We start from the raw sequence: 15,059 nt of genomic DNA on the forward strand, positions 1-15,059 counted from the left end.
TCCCTGCGGTTTGTTAGGACCTCAGGCGTGGATCAAGAACGTCGCGGATTGCATCGCCGGTTATATTCGCGGCCAGCACGATGATCAGAATTGCCATCGACGGGATGAAGGCGATATGCGGTGCGAAAAGCAGGAAATCACGGCCTTGCGATGCCATCATGCCCAGTTCTGCCGCGGGGGGGCGCGCCCCCAGTCCCAAAAAGCTGAGCGCGGCACCAAGCAAAATGATCTGGCCAAAGCGCAGGCTGATAAAGATCATGATTTCCGAGATGCAGTTGCGCACCAGATAGCGCCAAAACAGCACGCGATCGGAAAGGCCAACGGCGCGGCCTGCCTCTATAAACTCCTGCTCCATCACCCCGAGCGCTATGGAACGGGCAATGCGGGCACTGTCGGGCACGGTGGAAATTGAAAGGGCAATGATGACCGGCAACGCACCCGGCCCCAGCACAGCGACCAATGCCAGGCCCAGCAAGATGGCAGGAAACGATAACATCACATCCGCCGAACGCATCACATAGGCATCAAGGCGCGGATAAAATGCCGCGAGCAATCCCAAAAGGGAGCCTAAAGAGCCGCCAACGCCTACGGATACGATACCGATCAGCAACGTCAGGCGGGTGCCGTAAAGCAGGCGGCTTAGAATGTCGCGACCTTGGCCGTCGGTCCCAAGGATATATATCCAGTCGCCCCGTTCGGCCCAAACGGGCGGCTGCATCACTTTTCGGGTTCCCTCAAACGGGTCATGCGGCGCGATCAATGGTGCAAGAAGCGATGCGAGGATGATCACAGCCAGCACAAAAAGCGATAGGGCGGCGGCGCGGTCTCGCAGCAGCTCTTGCCACCACGCGCTGCGCCGTTCAGAGGTTTCTGCCTGCGTGTCGGGTTCGGTTGCTGCTGTCATTTTCCTTGCATCCTCGGGTCAAGAAGCGCGTAAAGCATGTCAACGATCATGTTGATCAGAACGAAGGCCAGTGCGAGAACCAGAATACAGCCCTGCGCCTGCGGAAAATCTGCGGACAGGATTGCGCCAACCGAAAGCCGCCCGATGCCGGGGTAGGAAAATATGGTTTCGGTCACCACCGCACCGCCCAGCAAATAGCCTGCCTGCAAGCCAACCAGCGTCACCACCGGCACCAGCGCATTCCGCAATCCGTGGCTTAAAATCACCCGCCATTCCGGCAAGCCTTTGGACCGCGCCGTCCGCACATGGTCCAATTGCAACACTTCCAATACGCTTGAACGGGTCATGCGCGCGACGGGGCCGATGAAGATCAACCCCAGCGACAGGGCGGGCAGGGCAATGTGGCGCAAGCCGTCCACTGTCCAAAGCGGGCCACCGCGGCCGATGAAGGGAAACAACTGCCATTTCACGCCAAACCACTGGATCAGCAGCAAGCAGATGAAAAAGATCGGAAGCGAAACGCCCGCCACCGAAATTGCCATGATGGCCCGATCCACCAAGGAGCCGCGCCAGACACCGGCCAGCGTGCCCATCGCAATCCCGAGCGGGATCGACCAGATAAGGCATGCGAACATCAGCTCCAGCGTTGGCACGATTGCCGCACCCAGCTCGCTGACAACGCTTTTGTTCGAGATCAGAGAGCGCCCTAGGTCACCTTGCAGGACACGGCCGGTATAGCTCCAGAATTGCACCCAGAGCGAGCGGTCCAGCCCCATCTTCTCGCGGATTTGCTCGACCACCTCGGGGGGGGCCATGGCGCCTGCGTAAACGCGCGCCGGATCGCCGGGCGATAGCTGCACCAGCACAAAGCCAAGGACCAGCACACCGATCAAAACCGGGATGGACTGCAGGAGGCGTCTGATGATGGTTTCAAACATGGTCTATGTACGCTGAAAGGCAAGTTTGCCGTCAAGAATGGTCATGTCGCAGCGGGTGTTCAGGATGTCTTCTGCGTCGATCTCAAACAGGTCGCGGTCAAATACGGCAACATCGCCCAGTTGGCCGGGCACAAGCTGCCCTTTGATCGTCTCTTCGCTTGCGGCATAGGCAGAAGCCCAGGTGTAGGCGTGCAGCGCCTCCTCCATAGAGAGCACCTGATCCGCCCCCAGAACGGCGCCCTGCTTTGTCTTGCGGGTGACCATGTTGTAGATTACCGGCATGGGTGCGATTTCCGTGACAGGGCAATCGGTTGATGCCGAAGGATGAAGGCCCGCATCAATCCACTCCCGCATCGGGTGGGAGGCGTGGACCCGTGCCTCCTCCAGCACGGTCAGGTATAGATCGCCAAACCAATACATGAACGACGGCTGCGGCACGGGCAGCACATGCATCCGTTTCATCCGGTCCATCTGGTCGCCGCTAAGCCAGCCGCAATGCTCGATCCGGTGCCTGCGATCGGGTGCAGGGGTATCGGCCAAAGCGGCCTCGTAGGCGATCAGGACCTGTTCGATGGCCGCGTCACCGATGGCGTGGATCGCCATTTGATAGCCCGCACGATGTGCCTCCAGCACCATCGCGTTCAATTCGGTCTGATCGGGAATGCACAAGAGGCCCTTGTCGTCGGGATCATTGCCCAGATAGGGCTGCTTCATCGCGGCGGTGCGGCCGCCCGCGCTGCCATCGGTAAATATCTTGACCGGTCCGATACGAAACATGTCGTCGCCGGTGCCGGTGACAAACCCCGAGTCAATGGACTTCGCCAGAATAGAGCGTGTTTTGTCACCCATCAGGCAGCCATAGACACGAAGCGGCAAGCGCCCTTCGGCATGGGCGCGCTGATAGGCCTCCATCTCGGTCCAGCCGTCGCGGATACCAATTGCGGCGTCCATGCAGGAGGTAATGCCATAGGACAGCAAGTCGTGGCCGCCCTTTTCGATGGAGACCATCAGCTCATCGACGGATTTCGTCGGCAGCGCTGCCATAAGCGGCTCGCGCCCGGTTTCGGCAACAAGGCCGGTCAGCGTGCCGTTTTTCTTCTCGATCAGGCCACCTTCGGGGGATGGCGTCGCGTTGGAGATACCCGCCAGCTTGAACGCGTGGGAGTTGGCCACGGCCAGATGCCCGTCAGTGCGCACGATGTAGACCGGATGATCGGGGCAGGTTGCATCCAGCTCCTCGATCTGCGGATGGCGCTTTTCAGCGAAGGCGAAATGATCATATCCCCGACCAACGATCCAGTCGCCCTTGGGGGTAATGGCCGCACGGTCGCTCAGCGCTTTTTTCAATGCATCAAGGGTCGGCGCGACGCTGGGACGAAGATCCACCTCCGACATGGTGGTGCCATAGGGCAAAAGGTGCATATGTGCATCATTCAGACCCGGTGTCGCCAAACGCCCTGCAAGATCGATGACTTGCGTATTGGCGGTTCTCAGTGCGTCTATTTCTTTGGTGCTTCCGGTGGCAAGGACCTTGCCGCCCTGAAAGGCAATCGCTTCGGCAAAACCCAAACCTTGACCCAGCCATATCTTGCCACCTGTCAGGATTAAGTCGACCATTCTGGTTTGCGCACACATTTGGTTCTTCCCCACGATTGATTACCAGTACGTTAATCTAGCCAGACGGTCGCGGTTTGTGTCAATTGCGGTCAGGAAGCGTGAATTGGATAAGCGAAGACAGGCCGCGCTCACATATCAATTTGATTACAATGAAAAATTATTTTTGAGACGTTCGAATTTAATTATAAGTAATCTTATTAGAGCGACGTCAGATGTTATACATGTCTGCGCGGTGCTGATATGCCATTGCGGGCGCTTGCTCAATCGCGGCGCGAAAGGCTTTGAGGTAGGTATCGATCACGGCGCGCTTCGCCTCGTCTGGTGATGCTGAAATAAGGGTCTGTGCCGGCAGATGTGTCGGCGGATAGAAGCGGCGGATTGAACAGCGGCTATTGGCGAAAAGTTCGGCGGACAGGACATCCACGACCGCCACGCCAAGACCCTCTTGCACCATCGAGCAAGCGGTTTGTGCATAGCCGGTTTCAATTTGTGGACGGTATGCGACCCCTTGCCGCGCGAATGCCCCCGCAACAAGCGGTGCAATGACCTTGCCCGCCCCGATTAGTGTTTCCGTCACCAGATCAGCCGGGCCGATCATGGCACGTTTCACCAGCGCATGGTCGCGGGGCACCAGCACAACCAAAGGCGCGCGTGCGATCGGCAATACTGTAAGGTTGCGCGGTGTGACCGTGCCCAGCATCAGGCCCAGATCGGCTTGCCCCAGCTCGATCGCAGCTTGTACATGGGCGTTGTCATGGACCCGCAAGCTTGCCTGAAGCGTGGGCATCTCACGCATCATTTCGCGCAATGCCACCAGTGCCACGCCATGCCCAAGCGAGGCGGTCGCGATAATGCGCAGTTCGGCCGTGCCCATCCCTACGATGCGATCCACATCGCCGGTCAGATCCCCCATCACATCAAATATCGGGCCTGTTGAGGCAGCCAGCCGCCGGGCCATTGGCGTAGGGATAAGGCTGCGGCCATCGCGCTGAAACAGGCTTATGCCCAGCTGCTCTTCCAATGTGCGCAGTGATTGTGAAACGGCAGGTTGTGACACACCCAAATGCGCCGCAGCGCCACGGGTCGTGCCTGTGCGAAGCACCGCGTCAAAGACTTCCAGCAGCCGAATTTTAATCTGGGGGCGTTCCGCCATTCTGGCATACTCCTGTTCAGTGGCACATTCAGGCCAGTTCGCAAGTAAGTCTGACAGCAGCTTTGCCCCTTCGGCAACCGATGTTTGAGCCAAACGCGACTTTGTGCCTTTTGTCGCTGGAATCAGACCCCGTGGATTTCAGCCGCGCGGATGCACAGATGCCTGACTATCCCGCAACCGCTATCTATTGGCGATGGGCGCGGGTCCTGAGGCGCAAATCATGGATCAACGAACGCGATGGAAATCCCGACGATGCCGATGGTCGCTTTTTCGGGCTGTCATCACCGGCGGGCAGGCTTTAGCCATCGCCAGCGTGCTACAGGCGCGTTTACCACAAGGACAAGCCCGCAAGCTTGAACGCATGGAAGCGTGCATTCGGTAGTCAACTCGATCTCAGCTTCTCGACGGCTCATGCCTCGAACGGCCTGATGGGTTTTCCCAGTCAAATTGTTGATGATCCGGTGCTGCAGTTGGCAATGCCAGAGCCTGATGATTTCCCATTAGCTGAAGAACGTCGCTTATTCTATGTTGCGCTGACGCGCGCCCGTCGCCAAACACGTATCTACTCCCCGCAAGACAAGCCTTCACGGTTTGTTATCGAGCTCGCAAAGGATGGCCATACCGAGATTAAAATAGACAGGGCCACGATGAAGCTCTGCCCAAAATGCGAAACGGGCACATTGAGTCAGAAAACTGGTAGGTATGGTCCATTCGAAGCCTGTAGCACGCACCCAGGATGTGATTACACCAAAAGACTTTTGTCTTTTAACTCAAATGAAACCACGTCAGCTCATACGGTTCGACTGAAAAAGTCCATATTCGATGGTGCTACATGTCCAACCTGCATTCAAGGAACGATGGTGGAGAGAAGTGGGTAGAATAATCAGCCGTTTCTCGGATGTTCGTCGTTTCCTAGATGCCGTACAACCGCACCTATAGCCGATCCGCGAGATGCCATGGAGAACACTAATCGAAGCAAATAACAGGCCATTGACACTTAAGCACGTGCGTATATCTGAGATAGAAATTATCACCGATGGCGATCGTTGTCGGCGCTGGTCTGCGGCGATAAGCTGGCGCCGCAAACCAAAGACCAAAGTTCAGGTGCATTCCCCCTCTCGGGCATCGCTGCGCAATACCCTGCCGGACAGCGGACCAGGGCTCACAATTTACCAGCTACGAGTGGCAAGAGTTCCTCGAACAGCACAATCTGACGCAAAGCATGAGCCGTCGCGGGAACTGTTGGGATAATGCAGTGGCGGAAAGCTTCTTCAACCTGCTCAAACGCGAACGCATCCGACGCAGAAAGTATAAAACGCGCGCAGAAGCCCGTCAGGACGTGTTCGACTACATCGAGTTTTTCTACAACCCACAGCGCAAACACGTTAGGAACGCGATGCTGTAACCGATCGACTTCGAACAGCAGCAGAAACTGAAGCTGCAAGGTGTCTAGGAAACTGGGGGCTATTCACCTTGCGCGGAAAGGGGAACCACGTTCAAACGCTGATTTGGCAACAAAGCCCTTGCAAAGACTGGTTCGCATTGGTCTGACAGCACCCACCTTGATTAAATGGCATTTGTAGATGCTCGGCGGGTGTTTAGGGTATCGCAGCTTTCGCTGGGCCTGTGGCCAAAGCGGTCGCGGTAGTAGGATGAAAATCTGCCAAGATGTGAAAAGCCGCTAGAATAGGCGGTGTCAGAGACGCTTGGGGTATCGCGGCGGGCAGCCAACAGATAATGCGCCGTATCGAGCCGCGCGTTGCGCAACGCCTGCATCGGCGTCTGACCAAGGATCTGGCGAAAGCTCTTTTGCAAGGTGCGTATGTTCACATCGGCCGCTTGAGCGATGTCGCTAATGGTGATGGGCTCGCTTAGATTGGCATGCATATACTCAATCGCGCGACGAATATCACGGGGGCGCGCTACGTCTCCGGCACGCGTAATGATGTGGCTGATATTGCTGTTTTGCTGGGTCAGAAGGGTCTGCACCAGATCGAATTCAACCTGAGCATCCATACTCGACAATGGGCGGTGGAATATGGCGCCCCGCTCTACCGCTTGGGCGCAGGCCATAAAGCTGCGGTATATTTTTTGCCCGCCTGCAGTTGAAAAATTCACGGACGTGTCAAACCTGACGGGGCCAGGAAGCGGCGTGCCTGTCAGCGCTTGTGCAACGGTTTCCAGATGGCTCCGGTCAATCTGGAACAGGAGCTGGCAGCACTCTGCATCCCATTGCAGCCGTGAGGGGCGGTCGGGGTTTAACAGGATTCCGGCGGTTGAATGCGTGGTAAGCTCGTCGCCACGGTGACGGAACCGTGCCTTCCCCGACAGCGGTATCTGGAACAGATAGAACGAGCCCAGATAGCCCGGATCAACATCTACTTCCGCCCCATATGAAAGATAATGTACCGACAGATGCCTGCCTCGCACCGCGTTATGCGCCACACTGAGAAGCGCAGCCCGATTGGCCATTCCCAGACGATGATCGCAAAGTTTTGCCGAAACGCTTGACCGAGCCTCGTCCAGATCACGGGTCCGTAGGACGGGATGCTGTGAAAAATATGGCTGGTGGATCATCGGGGGCAAGGTCTCCTTTCCTTCAGATTAGAGAACGCCACTGATATTTCAAGCTTGAAATAGACGAGACCAAGTTGCGTTCGTTTTATGGATATCCGGTTTTGCCTAACCCGTGCAGAGTGACAGGCAGAAAAGCGCAACCGAAGGGAATTAAAGATGCAAAAAGGTGTAACAGAGGCAAAAAGCGGATTAAATAACCATAGCTGGAACGTTGTGGGCCAAACCTATGTGCCCAAGCTTTTGACCGATGAGGCGTTTGTGTGGCATGCCACGCTTCCGGCCGACAGTTTCGTGCCGCCCCACATTCACACGCATCAGGATGAATGGATTTACGTCATCAGCGGCGCGCTGGAGGTGGAGTTCATGCAAGATATCCACAAGGCCGCAGCGGGGGACACCGTCAAGATGCCGCGCGGCGAGGCGCATGGCATTTTCAACCGCTCGGGGCAGGTGGCCACCTGTATCTTTGGCGTGGCTCCTTCGCGCAAGCTTTATGATCTGTTTGTGCATCTGGACGGTGTCACTGACCCAGCTGAATTGACCCGGATTTCGGCCCTGTACGAGGTAAATTTCCTGCCGCCCCCTGACGTGGCGGAATAAAGAGGATGTCGGTCATTGATTGGGACGATGCCTTTGCCAATATGGCATATGTCGAGAATTCCCATGAGCTGCCCGCGTTCTGGGCCAAGCGCGCGGCGGCCTACCGCGCCGCGCTGGCGTCGGCGCGGCTGGAACAGGACATCGCTTATGGCAACGCAGAGCGGCAAAAGCTGGATATTATATGGCCTGATGGCCCCGTACAGGGGTTGGCCGTGTTTGTGCATGGCGGCTACTGGATGCGGCTTGATAAGTCACATTGGAACGATCTGGCCGAAGGGGCGCGTGCGCGTGGCTGGGCGGTGTGCATTCCCAGCTATACGCTGACCCCCGACGCCCGAATTCATCAGATCACCGCTGAAATCGGTGCCGCAATCACCACTGCAGCAGGGCGGGCGGGCGGTCCGATCTGTCTGGCCGGTCATTCGGCGGGGGGCCATCTGGTCAGCAGGATGCTCTGCGATGACAGCCCGCTGCCGGATGCCGTCCGGGCGCGTGTTGTCCATACCCTGTCGATCAGCGGCCTGCACGATCTGCGCCCGCTGATGCACACGAAAATGAACGACACCCTGCATCTCGACCCACCAGAGGCGACACTGGAGAGCGCTGTGTTGCACAGGCCGTTCGGGTCCAGCCCGCTGACCTGCTGGGTCGGCGGCGGTGAGCGTCCGGAATTCCTCCGCCAGTCGCAGTTGATGACGATGATCTGGGCGGGTCTGGACGTGCCAACGCACTGCCGGATCGACGGGATGCACAACCACTTTAGCGTTTTGGATGGATTGAAGGACCCTGACGCGGCGATCACCGCGGCCTTTCTGGGAAACCCCGCTATCGAAGGAACAAGCACATGATCAAGATGGAAGCGGGAATTGTCCGCGCACAAGACAGCCTTGACGGGATTCGCTGGAACATTCTGGGCCAGACTTATGTGCCCAAACAGCACACAGAGGACTGTTTGTCGTGGCACGCGACCTTGCCGCCGGGCACTTTTGTGCCACCCCATATCCACCCCGAACAGGACGAGTTTCTATATATCCTCGAAGGGAAATTCGATTTTGTTCTGGACGGCCATGAGATGACGGGCGAGCCGGGCGATCTGGTGAAACTGCCGCGCGGCATCCCGCACGGGATTTTCAACACGTCAGATCGCACCATCAAGACCCTGTTTTGGGTCACGCCGGCGCTGCGGCTTTATGATTTGTTCTGGGCGCTGAACAACTTGGGGCCGAACCCCAATCCGGCGGAGGTTGTCGCGGTGTCTGCTGCCCATGCCGTTGATTTTCTGCCACCTCCCGAGGGAGAAAATGCATGACCGTATTACTCGCAGGGGCGGGCATTGGCGGGCTGACCGCCGCCCTGATGCTGCACCAACGCGGCATTAAGGTCCAGGTGGTCGAACAAGCGCCGCAGGTACGCGAAGTGGGCGTAGGGATCAACATGCTGCCCCATTCCATAGCAGAGCTGGCCGCACTGAATTTGCTGCCGCGCCTGGACGAAGTTGGCCTGCGCACACGCGAATTGCGGTACTTGACCCGCACGGGGCAGGAGGTGTGGCGTGAGACACGCGGGATGCATGCGGGGCACGCCCATCCGCAATTTTCCATCCACCGCGGCCGGTTGCAAAAGCTGCTGCTGGATGCCGTGCTGGAGCGTTTGGGGCCTGATGCGGTGCAGACAGGTTTGCGCCTATCGGGGTTTGTGCAGGACGAGGCGGGTGTGACCTCGCATTTCACTGACACCGCTGACGGATGCGGATCGCGTACATTCCGTAGCGAGGTGCTGGTTTGTGCTGACGGTATCCACAGCGTCGGCCGCAGGCAGTTCTTTCCCGATGAGGGCCCGCCAAGCTGGCCCGGTGTTGTGATGTGGCGCGGGGCTGCCGAATGGCCGGTCTGGGAAGATGGCCAGACGATGGCCATCGCGGGCGGGCTGGCGGGTAAGCTGGTGCTCTATCCCATAGCGCCCGCCAAGGATGGCAAGCAGTTGATGAACTGGGTCGTCAATGTGCGCGTGGCCGATCCCAGCGTCTCTACCCCGCCACCCGAGAGCTGGTCCAAGATGGCACAGTTGTCGCGTGTGCTGCCCTATGCCAAACGCTTCCATATCCCCGGCATCGATCTGGAAGATCTGGTACGCAGCAGCGGAGCAATCTTTGAATACCCTATGGCCGACCGGGACCCGCTGCCGCGCTGGACCCATGGCCGTGTCACCCTGTTGGGGGATGCCGCGCATCCAATGTATCCCGTTGGCTCGAACGGATCGGCGCAGGCGATTCTGGACGCCCGCTGTCTTGCGGATCTGCTGGCGCGGGCCGAGCATCCACGAGAGGCGCTTTACCGCTATGAGTTGGAACGATTGCCGAAAACCGCCGAAGTGGTTCGCACCAATCGTCTTGGTGGGCCAGAGCGGGTGATTGACGAGGTTGAAAAGCGCGCGCCAGCAGGATTCGAGCGGATTGATGATGTTCTGAGCCATGATGAGCGTGCAGCAATCGTGAAGGGCTATGCACAAATTGCCGGTTTTGCGTCAAAATAATCAGATCACGCAGAAAAAGGCTGACAATCGAAAAAGTTGACGCAATACTGAGATATGCTTTAAGCATAAACAAATAGCCCCGTCAAAAAGGGGCAACCAACGGGAGAATGAAGAATGAAGAATTACCTTGGCTATCTGAAGGCCGGGCTTGCCATGAGCCTTTTGATGGGTACGACCGCGCTGGCCGAAGACCTTAAAATCGGAATGGTTGTCACGCTTTCGGGACCGCCTGCCGCCCTTGGTCAGCAGATCGTGGACGGTTTCCAGTTGGCGCTGGATGAAAAAGACGGCATGCTGGGTGGCAGAAAAGTTACGATGGTCATCGAGGATGACGAGCTGAAGCCGGATGTCGCTCTGCTCAAGGCGACGTCACTGGTTGAAAAGGACGAAGTGGATTTCGTTGTCGGCACGGTCTTCTCAAACATGTTGCAGGCGATCTTCAAGCCAGTTGTTGGATCAGACACATTCTTGATCAGCCCGAATGCCGGCCCTTCGACCTTTGCGGGTAAAAACTGCAACCCCTATTTCTTTGTGACCTCCTACCAGAACAACCAGAATGCCGAAGTTAGCGGGATGATCGCAAATGAAGAAGGCTACGAGAGCGTCTTTGCCATCGTACCAAACTATCAGGCGGGGCGCGACAACGTCGAAGGGTTCAAGCAAACCTTTGAGGGTACGCTAAGCGGTGAGGTGTTCACCCCACTGGGCCATCAAGACTTCTCGGCCGAGCTTGCGCGTATTTCCACATCGGGAGCGGATGCTGTGTTCAGCTTTATGCCCGGCGGGATGGGAGTACGTCTTGTCAACCAATTCGCCAATGCCGGCCTGTCTGACAGCATGAAATTCATGTCGGTCTTTACCACGGATGAGACAACACTGCCCGGCCAGAAAGATGCTGCAGTCGGGTTTTTGTCCGCAGGACCATGGGCCCCCGATATGGACAATGACGCGAGCAAGGCCTTTGTCGCAGCATTTGAGACGAAATACGGGTATGTCCCCGGTTCCTATGCGATGCAGGCCTATGATACGGCCAGCCTGATCGACAGCGCCGTGGCCAAAACGGGCGGGGACCTTACCGATAAGGACGCTGTACGCGCCGCCCTCAAAGAAGCTGATTTCACGTCTTTGCGCGGCAATTTTTCCTTCAATAATAACCATTATCCGGTGCAGGATTTCCACATGCTCACCGTGGTAAAACGTGATGATGGCCAATTCCAGACGTCCTTTGTGCGGACCGTAGCACCGGCCTATATGGATAGTTTCCACCAAGATTGCAAAATGTGAAGCGATAGACGGCGAAAAGGGGCCTGCGCGTAAATCCCGCGGGCCACTAACCCTTTAAATTGGAGAAAACCCAATGTCGTTGACCCTCTTTTTGATCCTGTGCCTGAACGGGCTACAATATGGTATGCTGTTGTTCTTGATTGCTGCGGGGCTGACGCTGGTATTTGGGGTCATGGGCTTCATCAATCTGGCCCACGGGGTGCAATATATGGTGGGGGCCTATCTGGCCTTTGCCTATACGGCCCTGACGGGCAATTTTTTGCTGGCTGTGGTGCTGTCGCTGGGCACGGCGCTGTTGTTCGGCCTTTTGCTGGAATATTTCGTGTTCCGGCATCTTTATTCGCGCAGTCACCTTGACCAAGTGCTGGCCACCTTCGGGATTATCATTTTCCTGAACGAGCTGGCCAAGGTTATCTTTGGCCCCACTACCCTGACCATTGCTCCGCCCGAATTTCTGTCCGGCTCCATCCAGTTAACGGACACGCTGCGCTATCCCGTCTACCGGTTTTTCACCATCTTTGCGGGTCTTGCGGTGGCGCTGCTGTTGTTCGTTACGGTAAGCTATACGCGGATCGGGATGCTGATCCGTGCAGGCGCCACAACGCCGGAAATGGTTGCGGCGTTGGGGGTGAACATCAAGCGGCTGTTTATGATTGTCTTTGGTGTCGGGGCAATGCTGGCGGGTTTTGCCGGCGTAATCGCCGCGCCGATTTTCGCGATAGAGCCGGGGATGGGGGATAACATCCTGATCGTGGCCTTTGTGGTGATTATCATCGGCGGGATTGGGTCCATTGGGGGCGCGTTTGTTGCGGCCTTGCTGGTGGGGCTGATCGACACACTGGGCCGTAGCCTTGCGACTGATGTACTGTCGTTTGTGTTCAACCCGTCCTTCGCCAACCAGATCGGACCTGCGCTGGCCTCGATGATGATTTATCTGCTCATGGCCGCAATCCTTGTGTTCCGCCCCAAAGGGCTGTTGCCCGCCAAAGGAGTCGCATGATGGATCGCTCTTTGCTGATCGGTGGGGTGATCTTTGCACTTCTGCTTGCGATGCCGTTCGTCATGCCGCTGCTGGGTGCCGGATATCTTGCAGGGCTGATTATCAAGGCGATGCTGATGGCGATTGCCGCACTGTCGCTGGAATTGCTTATTGGCTATGGCGGGCTGGTCAGTCTGGGACATGCCGCCTTTATCGGAGTAGGGGCTTATGCGGGAGCCATCGCGCTTGAAAGCGGGATCGAGAATATTCTGGTGCTGCTGGCCATTACACTTGTGGTTACGGGTGTGGTGGCGCTGATCACCGGCGTACTTGCCCTGCGCACTACCGGCATTTATTTCTTGATGATTACGCTGGCTTTCGGGCAGATGATCTATTTCACGCTGACCTCGCTGGCGGCTTACGGCGGCGATGACGGGCTGACGCTGTGGACGCTTGGCACGTTCTTTGGCAGTGATATCGTTCAGAACGATGGCGGACTTTATTTCGTGGTGCTGGGGGTGTTGTTCCTGACATGGTGGGGCGTGTTTCGGATCAGCCGCTCGCGGTTTGGCAGGGTGTTGCGGGCCGCGCGCGATAATCCGGCACGGGCTGAGGTCATGGGCTATTCCGTGAACCGTTACCGGCTGGTCGCCTATGTTGTCGCGGCGCTGATTGCCGGCGTTTCGGGCTTGTTGATGATGCAGCACGCCGAATTTGTCAGCCCGGCGATTGCGACGTGGCAACACTCGGGCGATCTGATTGTTGTGCTGGTATTGGGCGGTTTGGCCACACGCAATGGGGCAATTCTGGGCGCCTTTTTCGTTGTGATCATTGAGGAGGTGCTTGGGTCTTTCTTCACCGAATGGCGGCTGATCTACGGTCCATTGCTGGTGCTGATGGTTCTGTTTGCCAAAGGCGGGATAAGCGACCTTCTTGTGCCCCGTCAGACACAGGGAAAAACGCCATGAACTCTTTGGAAATCCGCAAACTGAACAAGAGTTTCGGCGCTCTGCATGTAAGCCGCGATGTTTCTGTCAGCATCCCCGAGGGCGAGTGCCACGCGCTGATCGGCCCCAACGGGGCGGGCAAATCAACGCTTATCCATCAAATTTCGGGCGTTTTGCGGTCTGACTCTGGCCAGATCCTGCTGGACGGTCAGGATATCTCGAACCTTTCCGTTTCTGCGCGGGTTCAGGCCGGGCTGGGCCGGACGTTTCAGATCACTTCGGTTTTGCCAAGCTTTACCGTTCTGGAAAACCTTGCCATCGCAGCGCAGGCCAAATCCGGCTCCAGCATGCGGTTCTTTGGCGATGCCAGCCGCGAGACGGCGTTGAACGAGCTGGCGCAATCCACGCTGGAACGTGTGGGCCTTGCCAAACGTGCCCATATCCGTGCCGGGGACATGTCCCACGGTGAATTGCGACTCCTCGAATTGGGCCTTGCACTGGTGGCCAAGCCCAAGTTTTTGCTGCTGGACGAGCCGATGGCAGGCCTTGGCCGTGCTGAGGGGATGGTGCTGGTGGAATTGCTGGCCGAGTTGCGCGCCAGCATTCCGATGCTGTTGGTGGAACATGATATGGACGCGATTTTCCAGCTGGCCCAAACGGTTTCCGTGCTGGTCGAGGGCGGAATTGTGGCACAGGGCACCCCCGACGAAGTCCGGGCCAGCCCCGCCGCCCGCGCCGCTTATTTGGGAGGAGATGCCGAATGACTACGCTTGTAGACATCAGCGGGCTAAAGGCCGGCTACGGCAATACCAAGGTGCTTTTTGGCATTGATATGGACATCACGGCGGGTCAGGTCAGCACCCTGATGGGGCGCAACGGGATGGGCAAGACAACCACCGTGCGCTGTCTGATGGGGTTATTGAAAGCGTCCGCTGGCAAGATCTCGATCAACGGCAAGGATATGACTGGCGCGCCGCCCTATGCGGTGGCACGGGCAGGATTGGGTCTGGTGCCCGAAGGCCGCCGCATCTTTCCCTCGCTCAGCGTAAGTGAGAACCTGCGCGCCACCGCCCGCCCTGTGGCCGAGGGCTGGACCGAAGCGCGCGTCTACGACACGTTTCCGCGTCTGGGCCAGCGCAAGAAGAACTTTGGCTTCCAGCTATCGGGTGGAGAGCAGCAGATGCTGGCCATCGGCCGCGCATTGATGACCAATCCAAGTCTTCTGATCCTCGACGAGGCGACCGAAGGTCTGGCGCCGCTGATCCGTGAGGAAATCTGGAGCATGCTGGGGATGCTCAAGCGTCAGGGATTGACGATCTTGTTAATTGATAAAAATCTGGACGAGCTGAGCCGGATTTCAGACCGCTATTTCTTAATTGAAAAGGGCGAGATCGCGTGGAAAGGCGATGCGGCGGATTTTGCGTCACAAAGGTCGCACGTCGAGCAGTTCCTGCACCTCTAATAGGGCGGCACCTCTGATTGACATCAAGGTCGCGGTCGTTCCCATTTCCGGTGATCCGTGTATTCG

General features: G+C 57.5%; 16 protein-coding genes and 1 pseudogene. 12 read left to right on the forward strand and 5 right to left on the reverse strand.

What is annotated here, in order from left to right:
- Nucleotides 1-13: 13 nt before the first annotated feature.
- The 4 genes from EOK75_RS00075 to EOK75_RS00090 form a co-directional block, all read right to left on the reverse strand.
- On the reverse strand, nucleotides 14-904 hold the full coding sequence (locus EOK75_RS00075; RefSeq protein ID WP_137192052.1) for an ABC transporter permease: 891 nt from the start codon (nucleotides 902-904) through the stop codon (nucleotides 14-16).
- Nucleotides 901-1,842 (reverse strand): ABC transporter permease, encoded by a 942-nt coding sequence (locus tag EOK75_RS00080; RefSeq protein ID WP_137192053.1) that lies wholly within the window; start codon nucleotides 1,840-1,842, stop codon nucleotides 901-903. The genes EOK75_RS00075 and EOK75_RS00080 overlap by 4 nt, the downstream gene beginning before the upstream one ends.
- Nucleotides 1,843-1,845: 3 nt before the next feature.
- On the reverse strand, nucleotides 1,846-3,459 hold the full coding sequence (locus EOK75_RS00085) for an amidohydrolase (RefSeq protein ID WP_205965459.1): 1,614 nt from the start codon (nucleotides 3,457-3,459) through the stop codon (nucleotides 1,846-1,848).
- 208 nt (nucleotides 3,460-3,667) lie between these two features.
- The gene (locus EOK75_RS00090; RefSeq protein WP_137192055.1) at nucleotides 3,668-4,612 is read right to left on the reverse strand and encodes a LysR family transcriptional regulator; all 945 of its coding nucleotides are present in this window, start codon (nucleotides 4,610-4,612) and stop codon (nucleotides 3,668-3,670) included.
- An 80-nt stretch (nucleotides 4,613-4,692) separates the two neighbouring features.
- Between EOK75_RS00090 and EOK75_RS00095 the strand changes: the two genes are divergently transcribed.
- From EOK75_RS00095 to EOK75_RS00105, 3 genes and pseudogenes are all read left to right on the forward strand, one after another.
- The gene (locus tag EOK75_RS00095) at nucleotides 4,693-4,914 is read left to right on the forward strand and encodes a hypothetical protein (protein WP_137192056.1); all 222 of its coding nucleotides are present in this window, start codon (nucleotides 4,693-4,695) and stop codon (nucleotides 4,912-4,914) included.
- Nucleotides 4,915-4,965: 51 nt separating this feature from the next.
- Nucleotides 4,966-5,490, forward strand: a complete 525-nt coding sequence (locus tag EOK75_RS00100) for a topoisomerase DNA-binding C4 zinc finger domain-containing protein (RefSeq protein WP_137192057.1) — start codon at nucleotides 4,966-4,968, stop codon at nucleotides 5,488-5,490.
- 196 nt (nucleotides 5,491-5,686) lie between these two features.
- Nucleotides 5,687-6,017: pseudogene (locus EOK75_RS00105) on the forward strand (IS3 family transposase); the annotation flags it as partial.
- 161 nt (nucleotides 6,018-6,178) lie between these two features.
- Here EOK75_RS00105 and EOK75_RS00110 read toward each other — a convergent pair.
- Nucleotides 6,179-7,189, reverse strand: coding sequence for an AraC-like ligand-binding domain-containing protein (locus EOK75_RS00110; protein WP_137192058.1), 1,011 nt, complete (start codon nucleotides 7,187-7,189; stop codon nucleotides 6,179-6,181).
- 156 nt (nucleotides 7,190-7,345) lie between these two features.
- On the opposite strand from EOK75_RS00110, the gene EOK75_RS00115 reads away from it, so the two are divergent.
- From EOK75_RS00115 to EOK75_RS00155, 9 genes are all read left to right on the forward strand, one after another.
- A complete protein-coding gene (locus EOK75_RS00115; RefSeq protein ID WP_137192059.1) occupies nucleotides 7,346-7,789 on the forward strand; it encodes a cupin domain-containing protein in 444 nt (147 codons plus the stop codon).
- A 5-nt stretch (nucleotides 7,790-7,794) separates the two neighbouring features.
- A complete protein-coding gene (locus EOK75_RS00120; RefSeq protein WP_137192060.1) occupies nucleotides 7,795-8,637 on the forward strand; it encodes an alpha/beta hydrolase in 843 nt (280 codons plus the stop codon).
- Nucleotides 8,634-9,098, forward strand: coding sequence for a cupin domain-containing protein (locus tag EOK75_RS00125; RefSeq protein ID WP_137192061.1), 465 nt, complete (start codon nucleotides 8,634-8,636; stop codon nucleotides 9,096-9,098). Before EOK75_RS00120 ends, EOK75_RS00125 begins: the two co-directional genes overlap by 4 nt.
- Nucleotides 9,095-10,321: a flavin-dependent oxidoreductase gene (locus EOK75_RS00130; RefSeq protein ID WP_137192062.1), complete on the forward strand. Its 1,227-nt coding sequence runs from the start codon at nucleotides 9,095-9,097 to the stop codon at nucleotides 10,319-10,321. Before EOK75_RS00125 ends, EOK75_RS00130 begins: the two co-directional genes overlap by 4 nt.
- A gap of 114 nt (nucleotides 10,322-10,435) precedes the next feature.
- Nucleotides 10,436-11,605: an ABC transporter substrate-binding protein gene (locus tag EOK75_RS00135; RefSeq protein WP_137192063.1), complete on the forward strand. Its 1,170-nt coding sequence runs from the start codon at nucleotides 10,436-10,438 to the stop codon at nucleotides 11,603-11,605.
- A 73-nt stretch (nucleotides 11,606-11,678) separates the two neighbouring features.
- The gene (locus tag EOK75_RS00140) at nucleotides 11,679-12,605 is read left to right on the forward strand and encodes a branched-chain amino acid ABC transporter permease (RefSeq protein WP_137192064.1); all 927 of its coding nucleotides are present in this window, start codon (nucleotides 11,679-11,681) and stop codon (nucleotides 12,603-12,605) included.
- Complete coding sequence (locus EOK75_RS00145; RefSeq protein WP_240793974.1) at nucleotides 12,605-13,552, forward strand: branched-chain amino acid ABC transporter permease; 948 nt, start codon at nucleotides 12,605-12,607, stop codon at nucleotides 13,550-13,552. The genes EOK75_RS00140 and EOK75_RS00145 overlap by 1 nt, the downstream gene beginning before the upstream one ends.
- The gene (locus tag EOK75_RS00150; protein ID WP_137192065.1) at nucleotides 13,549-14,295 is read left to right on the forward strand and encodes an ABC transporter ATP-binding protein; all 747 of its coding nucleotides are present in this window, start codon (nucleotides 13,549-13,551) and stop codon (nucleotides 14,293-14,295) included. Before EOK75_RS00145 ends, EOK75_RS00150 begins: the two co-directional genes overlap by 4 nt.
- Nucleotides 14,292-14,993, forward strand: a complete 702-nt coding sequence (locus tag EOK75_RS00155; RefSeq protein WP_137192066.1) for an ABC transporter ATP-binding protein — start codon at nucleotides 14,292-14,294, stop codon at nucleotides 14,991-14,993. Before EOK75_RS00150 ends, EOK75_RS00155 begins: the two co-directional genes overlap by 4 nt.
- Nucleotides 14,994-15,059: the final 66 nt, after the last annotated feature.

Source organism: Pseudorhodobacter turbinis, assembly GCF_005234135.1.
In the GTDB taxonomy this organism is placed as follows: Bacteria; Pseudomonadota; Alphaproteobacteria; order Rhodobacterales; family Rhodobacteraceae; genus Pseudorhodobacter; species Pseudorhodobacter turbinis.